Here is a 22596-nt window from a genome sequence, read left to right on the forward strand (position 1 = left end):
ACAGGACTGTTCACCTTATTCAGTTTGGTCATCCGGCTGTTTCTGCAAACTCGCCAGCCAAGACCCACCCCTTGTCTCCCGTCCAGTACGGGCTCTTGGAACTAAAGGATCAATGATGGATTTTCTGCCTACTTTATGGTTCATACTGATTGCTGTTCTGTGGATCGGTTACCTTTTCCTTGAAGGATTCGACCTGGGCGTTGGCATGCTCATGAAAACCTTCGCACGCGATGAGAAAGAACGCCGCCTGCTGCTGAACACCGTGGGGCCCGTGTGGGATGGCAACGAAGTGTGGCTGATCACGGCAGGGGGCGCCACTTTTGCCGCGTTCCCGTTCTGGTACGCCTCACTGTTCTCAGCCCTGTACATCCCCCTGGTGTTTGTGCTTCTTGGGCTGATCTTCCGCGCCGTGGCGTTTGAATATCGCGGTAAAGTTCACTCCGATTCCTGGCGGGCCGCATGGGACGCGGCTATTGCGCTGGGCTCCTTCGTTGCTGCTTTCGGGATTGGTGCCATGCTCGCGTTGACCACCACCGGCTTGCCGCTGAACGCCAATGGCGACCGTGTGGGCGGACCCTTCGCCTGGTTCACCTGGTACGCGGTTGTGGGTGGGATGGCGGTGGTTGGCTTTGCCTTGATCCATGCATCCGCCTTCCTCGCGCTCAAGACAGATGGCGAGATTCGTCACCGTGCCCGGAGGGTTGTGAGCCGCTGGCTACCACTGGGACTGGCACCACTGGCTATCTGGGTTATTGCGGTGGCCTGGCAAAACGGCAAGTGGTTTAGCTGGCCATTGATTGCGGTAGCCGTAGTGGCCGCTGTGGGCGCGTGGGCGGCCAACCGTGTGGGCCGCGAGGGATACAGCTTCCTGGCCATGGGCGTGTTCCTGCTGGCAGGCAGTGCTGCAATCTTCAGCGCTGTATATCCTGTGGTCCTGCCATCTACTCTGGACCCGACCTGGAACCTAACAGTAGAGAACGCGTCCTCCTCCAGCTATACATTGTCTTTGATGTCCATTGTGGCCGCCGTAGGGCTGCCGATGGTGCTGGCTTACCAGGCTTGGACGTACTGGATCTTCCGCAAACGCATCAGTGTGGCACACCTGCCTGCACCAATCGACTTTGCCCCCGCAATAGGGGGTTCAGCCGCTGGTACTGACGTGGTTGACAACGCCAACAAGACGGTTGCAACTGCTACGAAGGCTGGGCGAGATTAGCGTGAGTGTCCGTCCGGCGCTGCCCAAAGGCAAAGCAACTCAGGTGGCCCTAGCCGGGTTGGCCGGCCTTGCCGCCGTTAAGGCTGTTGCCTTGGTCCTGCTGATGGGTGCGCTGGCCCATGCTTTGGGGCAGTGGGCTGGCGGGGCAGCGATGGACGCGGTGAAATTGTTGGTGCAAGGAACTGTTGGTGCCTCTCTGATGGGTGCTGCTGTGTGGGGGCAGTCAATCATGGCTCGCCGTGCCGCTCTAGGTACCAAGGAGGAACTTCGTGGGCGGCTCATTGCGCATCGCTTGGGACACAGTTCCGGGACCCGAGGCGCGGTTGGGGCCGAGTCGATGTTGGCCAGTCGTGGGTTGGATGGTCTGGATAACTACTTCAGCACGTATCTGCCAGCGCTGGTGACATGCGCTGTGCTCCCGGTCATGGTGGGTCTGCAAATCCTCATCTCGGACTGGGTCAGTGCCCTCATTGTGGTCTTGACCGTGCCGCTGGTGCCCGTATTTATGATCCTGATAGGTTTTCACACCCAAGAGCGGGTTGCGCTGGCTGCTCGCGGACTGGATAAACTCTCCAACCATCTTTTGGAGCTCGCCCGCGGCTTGCCCGTCCTTGTGGGATTGCGGCGGGCACAAGCCCAACGCAAAGCCCTTTTTGACGTGTGTGAGGCATACCGTAAATCAACTATGGCAACCCTCCGGACGGCTTTTCTTTCCTCGATGGCGCTGGAACTGATTAGTACCATCTCCGTAGCGCTGGTGGCGGTATTTATCGGTGTACGGCTGGTTTACGGTGACTTAGCCTTGGAAGCTGGACTGCTTGCTTTGATGCTTGCCCCCGAATGTTTCAGACCGTTGCGCGACGTCGGTGCTGCCCACCACGGCAGTGAAGACGGTGTGGAGGCATTGGCCCGAGTCAATGAGATTCTTGCCAGCGCACCCGTGGAGGCCGTAACTTCGGCACACGCCCACGATGAGAGCGGGGGAACCGAAACCACTGCCCCTGTCCTGCTCGCTGACCGGCTGAGCCTCACGTATCCCGGACGCAGTGTGCCCGCGGTAAAGAGTTTCAGTGCCAGGCTCGAAGCCGGTGCCGCCCTTGTGCTCGACACACCCAGTGGCAGCGGAAAGTCCACTATTCTTGCGGCTATTGCCGGCACGCTCCCGCTGGCGGCTGAAAGCGACAACGCCGCAAAGTTTCCCAAAGTTACCGGAGATCTCCAGCACTGCGCCCCCGACGCTTTGGTGTACGTTTCCCAGCACCCCGCCTTCACCGAGGAGAGCGTGCTTGCAGAAGTGGCCCTGTACTCTGCCGGTCCGCAGGGCCTTGAGACGAACACGGCCGTACTCATGAGCGCATTGGCCCAGGTCAATGCCGCACACTTGGCCCACCGAAGCGTGGTTGATTGCAGCCCCGGGGAGCTGCGCCGAGTCGCTGTTGCCCGTGCCTTGGGGCGCATAGCAACAGATCCTTCAGTGGAACTGGCACTCTTTGATGAACCCACCGCCCATCTTGATCCGGACTCTGCACATGCTGTACGCCAGGCGCTGAGCGGTCTCCACGGAACTGTGGCGCTCGTTGTAGCCAGCCACGATCCCGTGCTGGCCAAAACGATCGGTGCCAGGGCATCTTCAGCAGTACCGCCAGCCACAGAGTTACGCGGGGAAGAAACGGGGCCAGAGGCAGAGTTGGTGCCAGCTTCGGCAGGAGCGCAATCGGCAGCAGTTCTCAGTCCAGCGGCCAAGCTGTCCTGGCGCCATCTGAAGGCATTGCCACTCTTCTCACCACGATTTGCGGCCGGTGTTATTGTTTCTGCACTGGCCACGCTCAGCGCTGCGGCGCTGAGCGGAATTTCCGGCTGGCTCATTGTCTGGGCTGCCGATCAACCACCAATGCTGTATCTCATGACATTGATTGTGGGGGTGCGTACATTTGGGATCGCACGTTCGGTGCTGCGTTATTGCGAACGTCTTCTCACCCACGACGCCGTGTTCCGGTGGGCGAGTCAACTTCGCCTGAAACTGTGGGACTCCTTAGGTTCCTCCGTCCTGCACTGGGGAAAATTGACACGTTCAGGTGGAGCACTTGGAACACTTGTTGCTGATGTGGACGAATTACGGGATGCTGTGCCCCGTGCTGTGGTGCCCATCCCCGCCGCGATACTCTCCTACGCTGCCGTGCTGACAACTATTGTGATCCTTGTCCCCGAAGCTGCTGGAACGGTGATTGTTTTGGGTGTGCTTGCGCTGGTGGTATTACCGGTGGTGGTCCTTACCGCCCAACGCCGTGCCTCCGGTGCAGCTGCTGTGCACCGCGCCTGGCTCGCGGGACGGGTAACAACACTGTTTGCGGCAGCAGATCAGCTCGGTGCCAACGGTGTGGGCAGCCTGCAGGCTGCCCGTTTCAGCGCACAGGATGCCACAGTAGCCAAGCCCCTGCGGCGGTTGGCATGGTCTGACGGGTTAGGCCAAGGCGCGGTGTCGGTTTTGACGGCGCTAGCAGCAATTTCTGTCACGTACACAGCCATTGGTGCCGGCGTTGACCCGCGTGCCGCCGCTGTTGCGGCGTTGCTGATGCTGGCACTGTCTGAACCCTTAGGGCAATTTGTGGAGGCAGTCTCGGCACTGCCTGCGCTGACAGCCCTGATGCAGCGGACACTGCCGCTGCTGGATGCACCCACCACCGTGTTTCACGCACGGGGCCCAATTTCAACATCGGATCAGGCTGCAACAGAGGCAGTTGAAGTGATTGCACTTGATAGCGTCACCGCCAGGTATCCGGGCATGGCTGAGCCGGTTTTCAGCAACGTCAGCGGTGGTACGCGGCGTGGACAGTGGTGGAGCGTCAGCGGCCCCTCAGGGGCTGGGAAGTCAACCCTTTTGGCAGTGCTGCTGGGATTCTTGCCACCGGAACGTGGCTCCTACCTACTAAATAGCCAGCCGCCAACGGATCAAACGTTGAGTCGGATCTCGTGGTGCCCGCAGGACTCCTACCTGTTCAATTCCACGGTGCGCGCGAACCTTGCCATCGCTCAACCCGCACAAAACCCGCCCACGGAAACTGAGTTGGAGTTGGCGCTTACAACCGTGGGTCTTGGACCGTGGCTGGCCGAGTTGCCTATGGGCCTGGACACGCGAGTGGGGCCAGGCGGACACCACCTCTCCGGCGGGCAGCGAACCCGCATGTCGGTGGCTCGAACGCTGGTGGCCGGAGCCGACGTGGTACTTCTTGATGAGCCCACCGCCCACTTGGGCGTCGATGAGGCAGCCGGGCTTATTCACGATCTGCGGGGAGCACTTGCGCACGCAGCCGTGGTGCTTGTCACGCACGACGCCGAACTTGCCGCAGCAGGGGATACTTGCCTCCGCTTGGGGGAGACAAAAGTGGAAGCTGGTGCCACCGGGCTTTAGGGTGGAGAGATGATTCACAAGCACACTATAGAGTCCCCAGCTCCTAACGCTCCGGCAGCTGCTGGCTCCTTGGCCATCGCTGGCTCCTTGCCCATCGCCGACTCACTGCCCACGGCTGAGGGGTTGGTGTTCCGGCCCTTGTGCGTTGATGATGTTGACGCGTGGCTGGAATTGATAAAACGCATTGCGGCGTTTGAAAAAGCACCGTCGTATACGCAGCATTCTGTATTATTGGCAAGCTTTTCAGACACCGTGAACCCGGTGCGGGACAATTCCATAGTAGGTATCGATGGACACGGGGAACTACGCGCATTCGGGCGGGTGCTGAAGAACCGGGCCGGTGAAAAAGCGTACGTGTTGGGTGGAGTTGATCCTCTCTGGCAACGCCGTGGTGTGGGTACGGCTGTTTTGGCGTGGCAAGAGAGCGTTGTGGCTGCACGTTTCCTAGCCGACGGTCAGTTCCCTGTTAAAGCGCGGAACTACGTTGAAGAGGACAACCCGGCGCTGCAGGCCCTCTTGGCCGGGACGGGGTACTCTGTGGTGCGCTACTACTCGGAAATGTTACGTGCGCTGGAGCAACTCCCTGCTGTGCCGACCCCTGTGGGAATATCCATTGTCCCGCTGACACCGCAGCTCAGTGAGGCTGTCAGAGTTGCCCACAACGACGCCTTCGTTGACCATTGGGGATCCGAGCCGCGCAGCCCGGAGCAGTGGGAGATCTTCATGAGCCATGAACATTTGCGAACGGAGTTATCGGCTGTGGCAATCGATAGCTTGAACGGAGCGGTGGCTGGGTATCAGTTGGCCTCTGTTGATCCTGGGAAGCAGGCCCAAAACGGCCGCCGGGAAGGCTACACAGAACTGCTGGGTGTGCCCCGCAGGTGGCGGGGCCGTGGCATCGCCCCGGCGCTGCTCTCCGACGCCATGGCACGTTTTGCGGCAGCCGGACTAGATCACGCCAGCCTGGATGTGGACACCGAAAATCCCACTGGAGCCTCGCGGCTGTACAAAGACATGGGTTACTCTCCGCAGCGCCAAAGCATGGCCTGGGAGAAATTGCTCTAAGGGCCCGGAAGCAACCGGCGCTATGCGTCAACGTCGTGCAGGTGATGGACCACATCATGCATGAAATAGCCCGTGAGCGTCTTCACGGTGAAGGAAGATCCGTTGCTGCGTAGTCCTCGGCGCTCCCATTGCTCTAGACTCACAGCGCCGAAAGCGGCTGCCGCATCAAGACCGTTTTGTACCAATTCTTGGGCCACTTCCGCAGGATCCAGCTGTGAGTAGCCACCCTCCAGGGCAGCCTGATCCTGGTCCCAGTCAGCAAATGTGGGGTTGTCCTGGCTGAGCATCAGCTCCAAACGGGCCGCAAATACACCAAAGACGTCCCGAATATGTGCACCGTATTCAAGCACCGACCACGTGTCCGGGTTTGGGCGTTCGCCAACATCAGGGCGCCGCAAAGCATTTTGCCATCGCGGCAGTACCGCTGGCAACATGGTGGCCGCCGAACCGGGCGTGGCCTTGGCTGCGTTGAAACCGCACTCCGGGCACGTTTGCGCAAGAACCCAGGTCCAGTCTTTGTTATCGGCGGTGATAGGCATGGGGTTAGTCTATGCCGGTGCGGCTCCAACCAGGCAAGCGGTTGACAGGGTCGAAGAAGGCGGGGAATATCTACTCCAGCTCCAGCTCAAATGCTTCTTGTGTGGTGTCCGGGATGGGTGTTGACTCAGCGCCCGGTGCCACAGGTTTTTTGGCAGTTACGGCCGCGAACCTCTGCCCCTCGGTCGAGATTGGAGATGATGGACTCTGAGCATCCGCACCCTCACCGGAATCATCCCGGGAATCATCGCGGGAGAGACTTGGACCCACAAGGTCAATGGCGGCGCTGAGGGGCACCCCTGAACCATCACGGTTGCCATGCTCAACTGGCAGTGCCCGGGCCACCCCGGAGGAAGTTGAGGCCTTGGGCGGGCCATGACCGGCCCAGGACACGAATAATTTATCTTCACCCTTGAGGAAGCGGTGTGCCCGCACCCCTCCGGTGGCCCTACCCTTGTGCGGGTATTGCGAAAGTGCTGTGACCTTTGCAGAGCCCGACGGCGTTCCCGGCAGGGCTTCTTGTCCGCCTGAAACCGTCACGACAACAGCATCGGGGTCGGCCGGGGAGACAACGCTAAAGGAGAGCACCACATCTCCTGCCCCCAGTTTGATACCTGCCATACCGCCGGCCGTGCGGCCTTGCGGACGGACCATAGCGGCACTGTACCGAAGCAATTGGGCATCTTGGGTGATGAACACAAGATCGTCGTCGTCCGTGGCAACGCCCGCACCCACCACAAAATCCTTGGGCTTAAGGGAGATAAACTCCCAATCATCCCGGTTCAAGGGGTACTCGGGGATAACCCGCTTAACTACTCCGGCGGCTGTTCCCACAGCAAACACACTGCTCAGCGGCACAAACCCAACAAGAGTTTCGCCCTTGGTCAGCGTAATGAAGTCCTTGGCACCCACACCACCGGCCAGGTTCGGCAGGGCAGCAGTGGGCGGCAGGACGGGCATGTCCACCACTTGCAGGCGCAGCATCCGGCCCAGCGAGGTCAGCGCACCGACCTCGGCCCGGGCAGTGGTTTTCAGGACGGACGTGAAGACGTCATGTTTGCTGCGGCTGCCGGATTCCACGAGCGGCTCGGCGCTGGTGGTGCGGGCAATCTGACCGGTGGCGCTCAGCAGCACCCAGCAGGGGTCATCGGCGATTTCCAGGGCCAGCGGGACAAGCTTGCCGGCCTTGCCGCCAGGACCGCCCGCCAGGGCCTTCGCCACCGATGGCGACATGGCCTCGGACTCCAACAAGACGGTGCGGCGCGGGGTGGCGTACTTGGCTGCCACCTCGCCCATCTCGTCGGAGACGAGCTGGTGGAGCATTTCCTGCGAGCCGAGAATAGCTTCCAAGGCTGCAATCGCGCGGCGCAGCTCATCGCGTTCGGCTTCCAACTCCACCATGGAGAAACGGGTCAGTCGGCGCAGCTGCAGGTCAAGAATGTAGTTGGTCTGGATCTCGGAGAGGTCGTAGATGGCCATGAGCCGTTCCCGGGCGGCAGCCACCTCATCCGAGGTGCGGATGATCTGGATGACCTCGTCGATGTCCACGATGGCGATGAGCATGCCCTCAACCAGGTGCAGGCGATCCTGCTTCTTGCCCAGGCGGAACGCGGTGCGGCGCCGGACCACATCAATGCGGTGGTCCACAAAGACCTGCAGCAGTGGCAGCAGACCCAGCGTTTGAGGCTGCCCGTCCACGAGGCACACGTTGTTGATGCCGAACGACTCCTCCAGCGGTGTGTATCGGTAGAGCTGTTCCATGACGGCGGCCGGGTTGAAGCCGTTCTTGATTTCAATGACAAGGCGCAGACCGTGCTTGCGGTCGGAGAGGTCGATGAAGTCGGCAACACCGACCACCTTGTTGGCATTGCGGGCGTCCTTGAGCTTCTCCTTCACCTTCTCCGGCCCCACCAGGTACGGCAGCTCGGTTACCACCAGGCCCACCTTGCGCGGGGAGAGCTGTTCAACAGCCATCTTGGCCCGCGTCTTGAAGGAGCCGCGCCCGCCGGCATAGGCGTCGCGAATGCCCTGCAGGCCCACGATCCGCCCCCCGGAGGGCAGGTCCGGGCCCGGCACATACGCCATGATGTCCTCCAGTGTGGCGTCCGGGTTGGCAATCAGGTGCTGGGCGGCGGCAATGACTTCGCCCAGGTTGTGCGGGGCCATGTTGGTGGCCATACCGACGGCGATACCGCTGGCCCCGTTGACCAGCAGGTTCGGGTACGCGGCCGGCAACACAGAGGGCTGCATCATCTGGTTGTCATAGTTGGGCACAAAGTCCACAACATTTTCATCCAAGCTGCTGGTCAACTCCAGCGCCGCGGCGGCCAGCCGGGCCTCGGTATAACGGGGGGCGGCGGGTCCGTCGTCGAGCGAGCCAAAGTTGCCGTGCCCGTCAATGAGAGGCAGGCGCAGCGTCCAGTCCTGGGCCATGCGCACCATGGTGTCGTAAATGGCCGTATCGCCGTGCGGGTGCAGCTTGCCCATGACCTCGCCCACCACGCGGGCGCTTTTGACATGGCCGCGCTCCGGGCGCAGCCCCATCTCCGCCATCATGTACAGGATGCGCCGCTGCACTGGTTTGAGACCGTCCCTGGCATCAGGGAGTGCACGCGAATAAATCACCGAATAGGCGTATTCCAGGAATGAGCCTTCCATCTCGCTGGAAACATCAATATCAACGATGTTTTCGGTGAAGTCATCGGCTGCGGGAGGTTGGCGCTTGGCCATGGTGGCTGTGGTTCCTTTTCTGCAAGGGGGTGTTGCGGGCTGGCATGCACGCCAAAAGGCGCATCATGTCGGTACAGTGATTCTATGGTGAAGCCAGAGCTCGCGCCCGAATATCCGGCCTATTGGGAAGCCGATGTTGTTCTCCGTGACGGTGGGACAGGGCATTTACGCCCAATGACCGCCGCAGATGCTGAGGCTGTACAAGTTTTTCATATGGCCCAATCACAAAATTCCATCTATTTACGCTTCTTTACTTATAAATCCAAGCTCACGGCCAAGGAACTGCGTCGTTTCACCGAGCTTGACTACCGTAACCGTGTGGCGTTTGTCATAACCCACGGGGAGGAGATCATCGGGATTGGCCGTTATGACAGGCTGGATGACCCCACTGAGGCCGAGGTGGCCTTCAATGTATCCGATGCACACCAGGGCCGTGGTGTGGGGTCCATCCTCCTAGAACACCTCGCCGTAGCGGCCAGAGAGAACGGTATTGGGAGGTTCTCGGCAGAGGTTCTGCCGGAGAACCGGAAGATGATCCAAGTATTTTCCGATGCGGGCTATGAGGTCCATAGGCGTTTCGATGATGGTGTCATCTCATTGCACTTTGATATTGATCCCACGGAGAAGTCCAGGGCCGTCATGGAATCTCGGGAGCACCGTGCTGAGGCCCGCAGCGTTGCAGGACTTGTGGCCCCTGCCTCGATTGCCGTGATTGGTGCCAGCAGGGAGTGGGGCAGCGTTGGCCAGCAACTCTTGGAACACGTGATTGAAGGGAAGTTCACCGGCTCCGTGTATGCCGTGAACCGGGAGGCGCTGGAAGTCTCAGGCATGATGCCCTACGACAGCATTGGCCAAGTGCCGGCGCCGGTTGATCTGGCCATCATTGCCGTGCCGTACGACCGCGTGCCAGCAGTGGTGGAGCAGTGTGGGAAGGCTGGGGTGAAGGGGCTGGTCATTGCCACAGCAGGATTTGCCGACGACGGCGAACGTGGCCTGGTGCGGCAGCGCGCCTTAGTCCGTCAAGCCAGGGCCAATGGCATGCGGTTGGTGGGGCCGGCGTCGTTGGGATTGGCCAATACCGACCCGGAGGTTTCACTCAATGCCTCCATGGCCCCGGCGTTGCCAAAACAGGGTGGGTTGGGTATTTTCAGCCAGTCAGCAGCTTTGGGGGTTTCCCTTTTCGCTGCCATGAGCCGTCGCGAAATCGGCATGTCAACAGTGCTCTCAGCCGGAAACCGCGCAGACGTTTCAGGCAATGACATGATGCAGTTTTGGGAGGATGACCCCAACACCACTGCCTGTGGCCTGTACTTGGAATCGATTGGAAACCCGCGTAAATTTTCCCGTATTTCTCGCCGCCTTGCCCGTAGCAAACCTGTGATTGTGGCCAAGTCAGATTCCATGGGCTTGCGGCTTCCGCCAGGGCATACCGTGCGCACAACTGCGGCCCCGCCGGGGGCCTTGGATGCGATGCTGCGCCAATCCGGAGTCCTCCGTGTGAATACCATTGAAGAGCTTTCCGACGTAGCCCAAATTGTTGTGGGGCAACCACTGCCCAAGGGTCCGGGCCTGGCTATCATCGGCAACTCTGATGCCATGGGTTCCGTGGTGGCGGACGCCGCAGAACAGCATGGATTGAGAGTGGCGGCCATGGCCTCGAACCTGTTCCTAGACACAGGACAGTCCAAGGCGCTGCCGCTGCTCAAGCGCACTGTTCTGGCGGCACTGGGTGAAGTGGGGGTGGACTCTGCCATTGTGACGTTGCTGCCGGTGGTTGGGCTCACAGTTGAGAACATTGCCAAGACTTTGCAGGCGTGTTCCAAGGAGACCGGCAAGCCCGTCCTGGCAGTCTTTACCGGGATTGTTGAATTGAGCGTTCACGTGAATCGACAAATGTCCCACGACCTGCCGGCATTTTCAAGTGCGGGGGCTGCGATCGCGGCGTTGGCGGCAGTGACACGTTACGCGCACTGGCTCACACTTGAGTCCCCTGTCTTTGAGGCACCGACAGGGGTCAACCCGAAAGCGGTGGAAAAATTACTTGACACGTGGCTAGAAGATGTAGAGGGTGACTCTCTTGTCACCCTCACTCCGGCCCGGGCCCGGGAGGTGCTGGGACATTACGGCATCGAGGTTTTGGAGTCAGTGGCATTTGGCAGTGATGACGAAGCCGTGGCTGCGGGGCAACGTCTGGGTTGGCCGGTAGCCATTAAAACCATTGACCCAAGTTTGCGTCACCGCCTGGATCTAGGTGGTGTCCGTATCAATATAGAAAATGCGGACTCCCTGCGACGCAATATTATCCAAATGCGAAAGTTCCTCAAACCGTATGGTGACAAAGAACTAGAAGTGCAGTCCATGGCCGAGGTGGGCCCCTCATGCACCTTGCGGGCCATTGAAGATCCGCTCCTGGGACCGGTTGTCTCCTTCGGCCTCTCCGGTGATGCGGTGAACCTACTGGATGACTGGGCGCACCGGGTGCCACCGTTGTCCTTGGGTGACACCGCTGAATTGGTGCGCTCCCCGAGGGCCGCAGTGAAGCTCTTTGGCTATGAAGGCCTGCCGCCCGGCAACGTCAGTGCGCTTGAGGATTTGGTGGCCAGAGTCGCCATGCTCAAGGATGAACACCCTGAAGTGGCTTTCATTGAATTCAAACCAATTCTTGTGGGCCCCACAACCGTGACTGTGCTTGCCGTGGATCTGCGCATCGGTAACCCCGCTCAACGAACCGACAGCGCGCGGCGCGCCATGATCTCTTGATTGGCAACACTGCCGCCAAAGTGCGAAAATGGTGTCCATGAACAGCTTCGGAGCCGGTGCCTCGGCCAACACCAAGGGCCGTGATTTGGAATCTGCACTCCAGCGGTCAGGTTTTTATCCCCGTCTTGTTGCCGATGTGGTTAACGATGCCTTGGATGGCCAAGAGAGCCTGTCCCATCTTGTGCACCTCGAAACACACTTTGACCGCACTGAGGTCCAGCGGCACATCACTGTGCTTGTGCTGACCTCAGAGATGCTGGTGATCACCCATGTTGACGATCATCAGCTAGATGAGACGGGCGAGCAGATGGTGGCGCAGGTGTCCACAGAATCTGTTCCCGTCAGCCAGATCAAGTCAGTAGTGCTCAGCTATATGTTCTCCCAACCTCAGGATTACAAGCCTTCCGATCCGGCCCGTGAACTCACCTTGTCCATCGCCTGGTCTGGTGGGCAGCGCGTGGAGATGGGTCCGGCGTCGTGCGGGGACCCCAGCTGCGATGCCGACCACGGCTACTCCGGAACGATCGCCCAAGAAGACATTGCCTTGCGTATTAGCGCAGAGGCGGAAGGGTTGCAGGCAGTTGTTGATGCCAAGGCCTTCGCTCGTGCCCTGCGTGCGGCCAACACGGGAACAATTCCCGCCACTCACACCGAGTTGGGTGCCACGAAGTTTCCGGCCTTCGGTGCACGGTTGGGACGCTCCCATTACCGCCGATAACCTCACAGCCTCAAGCGAAGGGCGACGGGAGCCAGCCGCACTGGCACCTGCTTTGCCTGCGGCGCCGGCATACGGCAAGTCAAGCATTGGTGATGTATTTGGCAGTGCAGCCGCGGCGCTCGGGGCAACGGGTTTTTCCAACGTCCTGAACTTGCCGGCTGCACCACGGATTTGTATTGTCCTTGTTGATGGACTGGGCAAGGCGCTACTCAAGCAGCGGTCCGCTCACGCGCCGTTCTTACGTTCAGTGATGGCCAACGATTCGCAAGGGGACCATCCGCGCACACTTCACGCAGCCTTCCCCAGCACCACGGCAACCTCCCTCACCTCGTTGGGGACAGGTGCGGTACCCGGGCAACACGGCATGGTGGGTTATGACGTGCTAGATCCACGGCAGGACAAGGTGGTGAATCTGCTGGGGAATTGGGACGGCGGTGTCGACCCGCTGAAGTGGCAAACCTGTCCCACAGTGTTTGAACGGCTCGCGGACACGGTACCAACAACAACTGTGAGCCTGCCACAATTTGCCAACTCGGCGATGACCCGTGCTGCCCTTCGAGGCAGCGAGTTCAGGCCAGCGGTCTCTGTTCATGCGCGCGTGGAACAAGCGGTTGCCGCTTTGGGGGCCTCTCCCACATCGCTTGTCTACCTGTACTGGAGCGAACTGGACAAGGCCGGGCATAGCCATGGATCAGACTCCGCACAGTGGGAACGGCAGTTAGAGGAGCTCGACGCCGGCATGAAGCGGCTGGCTGCAACAGCACCATCGAACACCTTGATCCTGCTGACAGCAGACCACGGGATGGTGGATATTCCGCGTTCTGCCCGCATAGATTTCTCCGTTTTTCCGGAACTGATTGCAGGGGTCAGGCACACCGGTGGTGAACCGCGGATGGTCCACCTGTATTTGGAGCCCGATGCCAGTGCGAGCACTCGCGCGGACCTGATGTCTGCGTGGCTTGAGAGATTTGGTAAGAAGGCCTGGGTTCTGAGTCGTGAACAGGCTATTGCTGCTGGCTACTTTGGTGAAGTCAGCGAATCAGTGCGTCCCCGCATCGGTGACGTACTGATTCTGGCAAGGGAGTCGGTGGCATTCTACGACCTGCGCCGCGTGCGCGCACAAGCCATGGATGTGGTTGGCCAACACGGCTCCATCACTAAAGCTGAACGAGAAGTCCCACTATTGCGGATCCCCGTGACGGCGAAGAGCCCCAAAGCTAAACGGCGCTAAATCAAGCACTGGCTGCAACGCCGCTTCGCGACACTAAGTCCCACTTTATCTGGGTGAACCCCTGGAGACTGCGGCGAGTATTAGTCTCCTTTGGTGCCGAAGACTATTTCATCCCAGCTGGGCACGCTTGAGCGTTTGGGCTTGGCCGCTGCTTTCCGCTCCAGGCGCTCTGCTACTTCACTGTCGCTTGGACCGTTGTCATCGTGTGGATTGCTGCTGTCCGTATTGGGGTTGTTGGATCCGCTGGAGTCGCTGTCCGGCCCTGGAGCGTCCGGCCCTGGAGCTGGTTCTGTCACCGGCCTGGCCGTGCTGGGTGCGGCAGGAGTAGCAGTGAGTGGCTCCCCAGAGAGAACCACTTCCCGAGTTTCACTGGAAACTTCAGAAACACTGCCCACCGTATCCAAGTGGTGCTCGTCGTGATCGGCCAGACGGGGAGCCAATTTCAAAAAAGGGATGCCACGAAGCCGGTCCCTGGCTCCTGCTGACTTCTGCGGATCAGCGGGTTCCGCATCGCTGTGGTCTTCGTTAGCAGCGTTCTCTTCGGTCTCAGTTTCCTCAGACCCGGCGCCATACAGAGACTCATCACGGGGGTGGGCACCTGGTACGTGCGTGCCGAGCATTGCTGCTAGTTCGTCGTCACCATCTTCATCCAGGCCCAAACGTACGCCACGGCGTGAACGGAGCATGTCAAGAATGCCGCGGCCCGGGAACTGATCTTCTTCAGGTGCCTCGTGCGCGCTTGCCTGCTCACCATCACCGGAACGCTGCTCATCAGCTGCAGCTTCGTTCGGAATTTCACCAGCGGTGTCCGCTTCAACATCAAAAGGTTTGTCTATAACCGCGCTGAGCCGGCGTTCCGGAACGGGACTGTCAAGAGGCTCAAGTTCACTGAGTTGTTGTGCCCAACGGTTAGCGTTGTGCAGGTCTTTACGGCTTGCATGGAAACGCCATAAGGCCGGGGGAGCTTCACCAATACTGTTCGCAGCCCAATGAGTGCCGGGCTCAAAAGTGGCGCTGATGGTCCAGGCGCCTGCGTGTTCACGCCACGCGTCCCAACGCAGTGACTTAGTATCAATACCAAAAGCGGTCAAGCGGTGCCTGACCATCTCCTCCAGCGTTGCGGCACTGTTCCCGAAGGCTGACTTGTAGCCTTCGGTGTGGGGGCTCTCTGTTCCAACTTGTACTTTGCGAGCCTGGCTGGCGATGTATTCGCGCTCAGCAAGAACCGGTCCCTCGTACCTGCGAACCTGTTCCAGGCTCAGGCCTGATTGCTCAACAACTTCGGCAGCGTTGGAGCCGGCCCGAATCATGGATTGAATTTCCCGTGGTGACATCCGGGTTCCCGATGGTTGGGCAGTCCTGGTTGAACGATGCGGGGTTTTGCCCACAGCAGTACGCAGTGCCTCATCAAGGGGAAGCAGGTAGTTATTTCCATCGGGACCACTGAGAAGCAAGTGTCCGCCGTCGTCGTGGACACCCACCAGCCGCAGATCAGCCATGCCGTCCTCCCAAAAGGTCTTCTAGTTCACTTCGAAACTTTGCCACCGATACCCACGTTTTCCTACTACCCACGTAGGCGTGGCGTGAGATGGGTTGGAAAAAGTTGCTATTCTCACTCTGCTCCGGCAGGGAAGCACGGAACGGAGGTGTGGGCAGTAGCGAAGCGGGCACCATTGTGTTCCCCTAGCTTAAGCCTGTTGCGAACTTGACGCTCGCTATTCCGCAGCACAGTGGTTTGCGCTTTATGGTGTTGGCAGTATTACAACTCGCCCGTGTAAGGCAGCGATTTTAAGGATGTAACTAATGAGTTCCGGCTATCACCGCACCCGAACCGCACCCACGTCTTCGGGGGTTGCACTTGCCAGCAATGTTGTTGGCAAACAGGTGCCAGGAGTGTTCAAGGACGCGCTCATTGACTTGGCGGACACTGAGCGTGCCGAGGGCTATGAACTGCCGGGCGGGCAATTGCCCCTTGATGAGTTGGCCGTGGAAATTCTCAGCGAACAGGTTGATGAATTTACCTGCGGTTCATGCTTTCTTGTCCGCCACCGTTCCCAGCTGGTGCGGGAAACAAACTCGCTGGGTTACTGCAGCGATTGCGAGAACTAGCCGCAAGGAATCATAGTGGCGGTCAGAGATCCGGGTTTGCATCCTCAATCGTGGAAGCGTTCTTGTGCACCGCCCCGCCCAGGGCTGCGCTCAAATGCTCAGGATTGCGTGAGGACGTGAGCCAGTACGGGGTCCTGTCCGTTGAGTCGGTGATTTCAATCTTCACAACAGGTCCGATCCAGCCGCGAATACACAGGTAGGCAAGCCCATTGAGCTTGATGCCGCGCTGTTCGGTTGCCTGCTCGCCGTGGTAGTAGCTCACTGCGCCAATGTACTGGCGTTCAATCTGTGCCCGGCCCACTTGTAACGTTTCATCAGTCACCCGAATGGTGGGAGTGGAAGCAATCAGCAGTGCCGACTGGGCTATGAGCAGAACAAAAAAGGCGATGTAGCCGGCGGTGGGACTGATGGGAATAAAAATCAGGATCCCAGCTCCTGAGAGACCAAGCACAATCACCCATCCCCAAAAATTGGGCCAGAGCTTCTCGGTGTAGTTGGCCGTCGAGGGGGACGTTGCGCCCTGGGGCGATGGTGTTGACATGGGAACAGCTTTTCATCTTTTGTCCAGCATTTCACCTTGGGGCCTGCTGGTGAGTATGAAAGCTATGAAAGCACTGAACCAAGGTTCGCGATAGAGTGTGCTGTTGTGAGCCAACAGACTTTTCCCGCAGATCCGCTGAATCAACTTCCCGAGCATGGGCAAGTAACCCTGAGCGTGCAGCTGTGCATGCTCGACGCCGGGATTGAACCGCCCAGCTACGCCCACCCTGGCGATGCTGGAGCAGACCTGCGTACACGTATTGACCTTGTGTTGGCCCCGGGGGAGCGCGCACTTGTACCCACGGGGGTGAGCATCGCCTTGCCGTTTGGGTTCGTGGCGCTGATCCATCCGCGCTCCGGTCTGGCGACCAAGGCTGGCCTGACCATTGTCAATAGCCCCGGCACAGTTGACGCCGGATACCGCGGTGAGCTTTCCGTGACGCTACTGAACACCGACTCCCGCCATTCCATCTCTTTGTCCCGAGGCGATAGAATTGCGCAAATGGTGATTCAGCGCGTTGAATGCGCTGAGTTCGTTGTGGTGGATCAGTTACCTGACTCGGTGCGCGGAACGGGTGGCTTTGGTTCCACCGGCGGTTTTTCTTCGCCTACACCTGCGGGCGCCACACCAGGGCACGGCAAAGATTAAGTACTGCACGGACTAAACATGGCCTCCAACACCTACCGTTTCATCATCTATAAGGAGTTTTTAATCCCATGGCTTTTGGGTTCGGTAAGAAAAAGAAGAACGGCTCAGATGAGCCAGTTGCAAGTACAAGCGGCAGTGTTGATATTGACGACGCCGGCGCAGTGTCGCAAGGCTCAGCCTTGTTGAGCCTGCCACCAGATCCCGCAGATACCGTCTACGACCGCGCGCTCCATGGTCCTTTGGATGATTCTGAGATAGAAAACACCGATGGCTACGTTGACTTGGGTGCGCTTTTGATCACTCCACGCGAAGGATTGTCCTTGCGCCTGGAGGTTGAGGAAAGCACCTCACGCGTCATAGCTGTAACGCTTGACCTCAATGGCTCAAGCTTGCAGTTGCAGGCGTTTGCAGCGTCCCGCTCGGAACAGCTGTGGCGTGACATCCGTGAGCAGATCGGCCTGTCCGTGGGCTCTCAAGGCGGCGAGATCGAGATTGTTGACGGCACGTTCGGCAAGGAAGTTCTTGCCAAGGTTCCAGCCCAGGGTGCCGATGGCAGCAAGGGCTTCCGGGTTGCTAGGTTCATTGGCATTGACGGCCCGCGGTGGTTCTTGCGCGGTGTGTTGGGCGGTAACGCCGCTGTTGACGCGGAAGCTGCGGCTGAACTAGAGGATTTGTTCCGCGGTGTGGTGGTGCTTCGCGGCGAAACGCCGTTACCACCACGAGACTTGCTGCTGCTGCGCCTGCCCAAGGATGCGGTTACTGGCCCTGAAGGTGGAGTAGCTGCCGATCAAGGGGCGCCAGCCCAAGGTGGGGAACCGTTTAGTCGAGGCCCTGAAATTACCGCGATAGGTTAACCTTGGGAGCCATGCAGCAAGGCGATTGGCATGAGCCCGTGGCCATCAGCGAGTTGTCCCCGCGGGGCCGGGCAGTGTGCGCCGGGGCCATTGATGCCGTCACGATTTTACCGGCATCGGTGGCCCCGTCTTACACGGCTATTCTCACGGATAGGGAGTGGCACCGCGGCCCGCACAATGATGGCAACCATCGTTTGCGACTGGTCTGGATTGGACGACGGCGGGTGCCCGGCATCGTTGCCGGCACCCGCTTGCGCGTAGAAGGCATGGTCTCGCTCCGTGATGGACTACCTACCATGTACAACCCTCGTTACGAGATCATTGGAACCCAGGAGAGCTAATTGAGCCCCGAAGAAAACGTGCCTGCGGAAAAACCCAACGGAAATTTTTCTCAGATAGCCCACGAAATGGCTGCCAAGAATCCTCTTGTTCGCAAAGAAAATGGTCACATTGACCTGTTGGCCGCCGCCGGGGGAGTACGCGGCATTGCCGAGAGCATTCTGCCCGGGCTGGTCTTCTTAGTTGCGTTCACACTCACCCGAAACCTGAGCATCGCCCTGGTGGGTTCCGTTGTCATGGCTGCGGTTTTTTTGATTCTTCGGCTCATCCAGCGCACACCGTTGACCCAGGCGCTGGCCGGGATTGCCGGGGTCGCGCTGTCAGCGTTTCTGGCGATGCAAACAGGGAAAGCTGAGAACTTTTATCTCATCGGGTTCCTGACCAATGCCGCCTATATTTTGGCCATGGTTGTCTCGATCGCTGTGCGTTGGCCCGTCTTGGGATTACTGTTTGGATATGCCCGGAACGAAGGTGTGCGCTGGCGGGTCCAGCCTGAGCGGATGCGTGCTTACCGGGTTGCCACATGGATTCTGGTGGGTGTCATGGCTGCCCGGTTGCTGGTGCAGTTGCCGCTGTACCTGAGCGAGCAGGTTGATGCATTGGGCGCTATGCGCCTGATTATGGGTGTGCCGCTTTATGCTTTCGGGCTGTGGATTGCCTGGCTCGTTAGCCGTCCCGTACAGGACCTCCAGAGGGCTGAAGACCCCCAAAACTTGTAGTTGGGATACTCCGGCCAGCCGAGAGCGCACGGCTGGGAAGTTCCCCTAGACGGGGTTATCCGAAAGGGGTTTGTTGGGGCAGAGCAGACTGCGCAAATTATGCTCCGCGGCAATTGTTGTGATGAAGAAGAGCTCGTCACCGGCCTCAATGACGTCATCAGGACTGGGTGTGATAGGTGCCTCGTCACGCAAAATAGCAACGAGTGTTGCGTCTTGCGGCCAGCCGATAACGCCCACTGTTTGGCCAATGACATGCGCTTCTGAAGGCACCGTGAATCCCACCAAAGATGCCGCCCCAGCTTGTAGAGTCAGCAGGCGGATCAGATCACCGATCTCAACGGCCTCTTCAACCAGGGCCGTCATGAGTCGTGGTGTGTTGACAGCAACGTCCACGCCCCAGGAGTCATCAAACATCCAGTCATTCTTGGGATTGTTCACCCGGCCAACTGTGCGCCCTACACCAAACTCTGACTTCGCTAGCAGTGAGACCACCAGATTGACCTTGTCATCACCCGTGGCTGAGACAACCACATCGGCCTCTTCTAGTTTTGCTTCACGTAATGTACTGATCTCACAAGCATCACCCACCAGCCATCGGGCACCGCGCAGACCGCTCTTTCCGATAACTTCCGGATTGGGGTCGATCAGAAGCGTTTCGTGCCCGTTGGAGAGCAACTCCTTGGCAATTGAACAACCCACACTGCCTGCTCCGACAATGACTACCAGCATGCTAAATCTCCTTTACAGGTGCGGCAGCGAGAACTCGCGTCACTTCGCTTGACTGCGCACTGACAATCATGGCGTGCACAATATCGCCTTGTTGGTAGCTTGTATCTGCTCCCGGCAGCATGCCTTCACCAAAACGGGTCAAGTAAGCCACCCGCACGCGGGCAGCACGTTCAATATCCAAAATGTGATGCCCAATCCACCCCTGATGCAAAGTGAGCTCGCTTAAGAGCAGACGCCCCGACGGTTCCCGGAAGTCTCCCTTGATAGCTGTTTCGGGGAGGATGCGTCGCAGTACCTGATCGGCACTCCAACGCACTGCGGCCACTGTGGGGATACCTAAACGCTGGTAGATTTCTGCTCGGCCGGGATCGTAAATTCGTGCAACGACGTGCTCAACATGGAAAGTTTCGCGTGCCACCCTGGTGGCAAGAATATTGGAGTTGTCCCCACTGGAGACAGCAGCGAAAGCATACGCATGTTCAATGTCGGCCTGCTTCAACGTATCTTGATCGAAACCCACTCCGGTGATCTTCCGCCCACCAAAACCAGTACGCAGTCGCCTGAAGGCTCGCTCGTCCTGGTCAATAATTGCCACCGAGTGTCCGGAGTCCTCTAAGGTGTGAGCCAATGTTGCGCCAACACGGCCGCAGCCCATGATCACAAAATGTGCCACTGATGCTCCTCATCCTCCCGGCCCGGCGGCAAGAGCACCGGTGCCGCAACTGGTGCCGCATGCTTTGGCATGCGGTGCGGGTACTAATTTGACGTTGTCAAGGTGCCAAAGGTCAAGTCGTGACCGATTGCGGGCCCTGAAAGTGCTTGCCTCCAGTGTGCCACGCAGAAGAGGCGTCCCAGCAATGGCACGTGCGCTGCATTCCGGGCCAGCACACGCCAGCACACGCCAGCACACACTGCCGAACACAGTCCATGCCGCAGTTCAGAAAGCAGCACTCGAGAACGCACCTCAGAACCGTGCACCACACGTGTAGGACCCGGTGGTGCTAGCGTTACCCGCGTGCTGAATTTCTTCAACGCGTTTAAGCGCGTCCTAGTGGGGCGTCCGTTCCGTACCGACAAACTTGCCCATACGCTGCTGCCTAAACGTATCGCTTTGCCGGTCTTCGCCTCAGATGCCTTGTCGTCAGTGGCCTATGCTCCTGATGAGATCCTGCTGACGCTGGCCCTGGCAGGTGTTGCAGCTGTGTCGCTTTCGCCTTGGGTGGGTCTGGCCGTCATGGTTGTACTGCTCACAGTGGTGGCCTCCTACCGCCAGAACGTGCATGCGTACCCCTCAGGTGGTGGCGACTATGAGATTGCCACGGTGAACCTGGGCAAGAGTGCTGGGTTGACAGTGGCTTCAGCCCTGATGGTTGACTACGTTCTGACCGTGGCAGTGTCCATGTCTTCGGCAGCCAATTACCTGGCCACAGCCATTCCCGGTTGGCATGGCGCCCAAGCTGTGATCGCCGTCGTCGGTGTCATTATCTTGGCTCTTGTGAACCTGCGCGGCATCAAGGAAGCTGGCACGGTGTTTGCTGTGCCCACCTACATTTTCATGTTCGCGATCTTCGCTATGACAGCCGCCGGGATATTTCAGGCAGCTTCCGGGAACTTGGGACGGGCTCCGTCGGCAGACTTTGAGATTGTTCCCGAGGCGGCCTTTAATCAGGGTCTGGTGGGCTTGGCAGGGGCTTTCCTACTCCTGCGCGCGTTCTCCTCTGGAGCGGCCGCGCTGACAGGTGTTGAGGCCATCAGCAACGGAGTGCCGAACTTCCGCAAACCCAAGAGCAAGAATGCCGCCACAACCCTGCTGCTACTGGGCGCCATCGCCGCCGGCATGATGGCAAGCATCCTTTTCCTTGCCAACGCCACGGGTGTACACATTGTGGCTGACCCGCACACCGAATTCCTTGTCAACGGTGTTGCGCCACCTGCCGATTACGTACAAAATCCGTCGATTAGTCAGATAGCCTCAACAATTTTTGGTGCGGGTTCGATCCCGTTTTTCATCATTGTGGCCGCCACCGGAACCATCTTGGTGTTTGCCTCAAACACAGCCTTCAATGGCTTCCCAGTGCTGGCCTCCATCTTGGCTAAAGATGGCTATTTGCCACGCCAGCTGCGCACCCGCGGAGACCGGCTGGCTTTCAGTAACGGGGTCCTGTTGCTGGCGGCAGGAGCCTTGGTGCTGATCATTGCCTTCGACGCCGATGTCACCCGCCTGATCCAGCTCTACATTGTGGGAGTATTTATCTCCTTCACGGCAAGCCAGCTGGGGATGGTGCGGCACTGGAGCCGGGAACTGCTCAAGGTAAAGGACAAGCCCTTACGGTTCCGCATGATGCGTTCTCGGGTCATCAACACGGTGGGCTTCTGCATGACCCTGACGGTGCTACTGATTGTGCTGGTCACTAAATTTGAGCAGGGAGCCTGGATTGCGTTGCTCGCCATGGCAGTGCTTTTCGTCATCATGTGGGGAATCCGTTCCCACTATGACAACGTTGCAAAAGAACTGGCCGTGGAGACCGATTCGGCTGTCAAGGCTCTGCCTGCCCGCATCCACGCCGTGATCTTGGTCTCCCACGTGCGCAAGCCAGTTATGCGCGCCATCGCCTTTGCGCGGGCGTCCCGGCCGTCAACGCTGGAAGCAATCACAGTTGATCTGGACTCAGCAGAGACGCAGCAAACCCTTGCGGATTGGGAGAGGCTGAGCATCCCGGTACCGTTGACTGTGTTAGCGAGTCCGTACAGGGAAACGTTGACACCGCTGATCAACCACATCAAGGCTATGCGTAGGGACTCCCCACGTGACTTGATTGTGGTGTACATCCCGGAATACGTGGTGGGCAAATGGTGGGAGCAGCTGGTGCACAACCAGACGGCCCTGCGCATTAAGACGCGGCTGCATTTTGAACCCGGAGTAGTGGTTGCCAGTGTACCTTGGCAGCTAAAGTCCTCCACTGACGCGAAGAAATACCAGGAATAGAGCAT

Annotated in this window: 18 protein-coding genes; 12 read left to right on the top strand and 6 right to left on the bottom strand. The window is 59.1% G+C overall.

Features of this window, described 5'->3' with window-relative positions:
• The first annotated feature begins 115 nt into the window (after window positions 1-115).
• The 3 genes from cydB to AAFM46_RS06490 are packed head-to-tail and all read left to right on the top strand — an operon-like array spanning window position 116 to window position 5690.
• Window positions 116-1216: a cytochrome d ubiquinol oxidase subunit II gene (cydB, locus tag AAFM46_RS06480; protein ID WP_343320082.1), complete on the top strand. Its 1101-nt coding sequence runs from the start codon at window positions 116-118 to the stop codon at window positions 1214-1216.
• A 1-nt stretch (window position 1217) separates the two neighbouring features.
• On the top strand, window positions 1218-4625 hold the full coding sequence (gene cydC, locus AAFM46_RS06485) for a thiol reductant ABC exporter subunit CydC (RefSeq protein WP_343320083.1): 3408 nt from the start codon (window positions 1218-1220) through the stop codon (window positions 4623-4625).
• A 9-nt stretch (window positions 4626-4634) separates the two neighbouring features.
• Window positions 4635-5690 carry a GNAT family N-acetyltransferase gene (locus AAFM46_RS06490; RefSeq protein ID WP_343320084.1) on the top strand — a complete coding sequence of 352 codons (1056 nt, stop codon included), beginning with the start codon at window positions 4635-4637 and terminating at the stop codon, window positions 5688-5690.
• A 20-nt stretch (window positions 5691-5710) separates the two neighbouring features.
• On the opposite strand, the gene AAFM46_RS06495 is transcribed toward AAFM46_RS06490, so the two are convergent.
• Window positions 5711-6229 carry a DinB family protein gene (locus tag AAFM46_RS06495; protein ID WP_283531517.1) on the bottom strand — a complete coding sequence of 173 codons (519 nt, stop codon included), beginning with the start codon at window positions 6227-6229 and terminating at the stop codon, window positions 5711-5713.
• Window positions 6230-6299: 70 nt separating this feature from the next.
• A complete protein-coding gene (locus AAFM46_RS06500; RefSeq protein WP_343320085.1) occupies window positions 6300-8957 on the bottom strand; it encodes a DNA topoisomerase IV subunit A in 2658 nt (885 codons plus the stop codon).
• Window positions 8958-9041: 84 nt separating this feature from the next.
• On the opposite strand from AAFM46_RS06500, the gene AAFM46_RS06505 reads away from it, so the two are divergent.
• Genes AAFM46_RS06505 through AAFM46_RS06515 form a run of 3 tightly spaced genes read left to right on the top strand, consistent with a single transcriptional unit; the run spans window position 9042 to window position 13666 of the window.
• Entirely contained in the window at window positions 9042-11717 is a 2676-nt protein-coding gene (locus AAFM46_RS06505) for a GNAT family N-acetyltransferase (RefSeq protein ID WP_343320086.1), read from the top strand.
• Between the two features lie 28 nt (window positions 11718-11745).
• Window positions 11746-12435, top strand: coding sequence for a DUF5998 family protein (locus AAFM46_RS06510; protein WP_283531514.1), 690 nt, complete (start codon window positions 11746-11748; stop codon window positions 12433-12435).
• 52 nt (window positions 12436-12487) lie between these two features.
• The gene (locus AAFM46_RS06515; RefSeq protein ID WP_343320392.1) at window positions 12488-13666 is read left to right on the top strand and encodes a nucleotide pyrophosphatase/phosphodiesterase family protein; all 1179 of its coding nucleotides are present in this window, start codon (window positions 12488-12490) and stop codon (window positions 13664-13666) included.
• An 80-nt stretch (window positions 13667-13746) separates the two neighbouring features.
• On the opposite strand, the gene sepH is transcribed toward AAFM46_RS06515, so the two are convergent.
• Complete coding sequence (gene sepH, locus AAFM46_RS06520) at window positions 13747-15165, bottom strand: septation protein SepH (protein ID WP_343320087.1); 1419 nt, start codon at window positions 15163-15165, stop codon at window positions 13747-13749.
• 304 nt (window positions 15166-15469) lie between these two features.
• Here sepH and AAFM46_RS06525 point away from each other — a divergent pair, with 304 nt between their 5' ends.
• Window positions 15470-15775 (top strand): DUF4193 family protein, encoded by a 306-nt coding sequence (locus tag AAFM46_RS06525; protein ID WP_343320088.1) that lies wholly within the window; start codon window positions 15470-15472, stop codon window positions 15773-15775.
• 22 nt (window positions 15776-15797) lie between these two features.
• Here the strand turns inward: AAFM46_RS06525 and AAFM46_RS06530 are convergent, their stop codons facing one another.
• Window positions 15798-16316, bottom strand: coding sequence for a DUF3093 domain-containing protein (locus AAFM46_RS06530; protein WP_283531511.1), 519 nt, complete (start codon window positions 16314-16316; stop codon window positions 15798-15800).
• Between the two features lie 105 nt (window positions 16317-16421).
• On the opposite strand from AAFM46_RS06530, the gene dut reads away from it, so the two are divergent.
• The 4 genes from dut (at window position 16422) to AAFM46_RS06550 (ending at window position 18876) form a co-directional block, all read left to right on the top strand.
• Window positions 16422-16964 (top strand): dUTP diphosphatase, encoded by a 543-nt coding sequence (gene dut / locus AAFM46_RS06535; protein WP_283531510.1) that lies wholly within the window; start codon window positions 16422-16424, stop codon window positions 16962-16964.
• 68 nt (window positions 16965-17032) lie between these two features.
• Window positions 17033-17818, top strand: coding sequence for a DUF3710 domain-containing protein (locus tag AAFM46_RS06540; protein WP_283531509.1), 786 nt, complete (start codon window positions 17033-17035; stop codon window positions 17816-17818).
• Between the two features lie 11 nt (window positions 17819-17829).
• Complete coding sequence (locus tag AAFM46_RS06545) at window positions 17830-18159, top strand: hypothetical protein (RefSeq protein ID WP_343320089.1); 330 nt, start codon at window positions 17830-17832, stop codon at window positions 18157-18159.
• Between the two features lie 66 nt (window positions 18160-18225).
• A complete protein-coding gene (locus tag AAFM46_RS06550; RefSeq protein ID WP_343320394.1) occupies window positions 18226-18876 on the top strand; it encodes a DUF3159 domain-containing protein in 651 nt (216 codons plus the stop codon).
• Window positions 18877-18921: 45 nt separating this feature from the next.
• Here AAFM46_RS06550 and AAFM46_RS06555 read toward each other — a convergent pair whose 3' ends face one another.
• The gene (locus AAFM46_RS06555) at window positions 18922-19605 is read right to left on the bottom strand and encodes a TrkA family potassium uptake protein (RefSeq protein ID WP_283531507.1); all 684 of its coding nucleotides are present in this window, start codon (window positions 19603-19605) and stop codon (window positions 18922-18924) included.
• Between the two features lies 1 nt (window position 19606).
• Window positions 19607-20278, bottom strand: a complete 672-nt coding sequence (locus tag AAFM46_RS06560) for a TrkA family potassium uptake protein (protein ID WP_283531506.1) — start codon at window positions 20276-20278, stop codon at window positions 19607-19609.
• A 342-nt stretch (window positions 20279-20620) separates the two neighbouring features.
• Between AAFM46_RS06560 and AAFM46_RS06565 the strand changes: the two genes are divergently transcribed.
• Window positions 20621-22591 carry an APC family permease gene (locus tag AAFM46_RS06565; RefSeq protein ID WP_283531505.1) on the top strand — a complete coding sequence of 657 codons (1971 nt, stop codon included), beginning with the start codon at window positions 20621-20623 and terminating at the stop codon, window positions 22589-22591.
• Window positions 22592-22596: the final 5 nt, after the last annotated feature.

Source organism: Arthrobacter sp. TMP15 (assembly GCF_039529835.1).
Lineage (GTDB): Bacteria > Actinomycetota > Actinomycetes > Actinomycetales > Micrococcaceae > Specibacter.

Excerpts from the sequence above, each read along its gene's own strand:
- AAFM46_RS06545 (WP_343320089.1), top strand. The coding sequence starts at position 17,830 with ATGCAGCAAGGCGATTGGCATGAGCCCGTGGCCATCAGCGAGTTGTCC.
- AAFM46_RS06490 (WP_343320084.1), top strand. The coding sequence starts at position 4,635 with ATGATTCACAAGCACACTATAGAGTCCCCAGCTCCTAACGCTCCGGCA.
- AAFM46_RS06505 (WP_343320086.1), top strand. The coding sequence starts at position 9,042 with ATGGTGAAGCCAGAGCTCGCGCCCGAATATCCGGCCTATTGGGAAGCC.
- sepH (WP_343320087.1), bottom strand. The coding sequence starts at position 15,165 with ATGGCTGATCTGCGGCTGGTGGGTGTCCACGACGACGGCGGACACTTG.
- AAFM46_RS06540 (WP_283531509.1), top strand. The coding sequence starts at position 17,033 with ATGGCTTTTGGGTTCGGTAAGAAAAAGAAGAACGGCTCAGATGAGCCA.
- AAFM46_RS06525 (WP_343320088.1), top strand. The coding sequence starts at position 15,470 with ATGAGTTCCGGCTATCACCGCACCCGAACCGCACCCACGTCTTCGGGG.
- AAFM46_RS06530 (WP_283531511.1), bottom strand. The coding sequence starts at position 16,316 with ATGTCAACACCATCGCCCCAGGGCGCAACGTCCCCCTCGACGGCCAAC.
- AAFM46_RS06550 (WP_343320394.1), top strand. The coding sequence starts at position 18,226 with ATGGCTGCCAAGAATCCTCTTGTTCGCAAAGAAAATGGTCACATTGAC.
- AAFM46_RS06500 (WP_343320085.1), bottom strand. The coding sequence starts at position 8,957 with ATGGCCAAGCGCCAACCTCCCGCAGCCGATGACTTCACCGAAAACATC.
- cydB (WP_343320082.1), top strand. The coding sequence starts at position 116 with ATGGATTTTCTGCCTACTTTATGGTTCATACTGATTGCTGTTCTGTGG.
- AAFM46_RS06495 (WP_283531517.1), bottom strand. The coding sequence starts at position 6,229 with ATGCCTATCACCGCCGATAACAAAGACTGGACCTGGGTTCTTGCGCAA.
- AAFM46_RS06555 (WP_283531507.1), bottom strand. The coding sequence starts at position 19,605 with ATGCTGGTAGTCATTGTCGGAGCAGGCAGTGTGGGTTGTTCAATTGCC.
- AAFM46_RS06510 (WP_283531514.1), top strand. The coding sequence starts at position 11,746 with ATGGTGTCCATGAACAGCTTCGGAGCCGGTGCCTCGGCCAACACCAAG.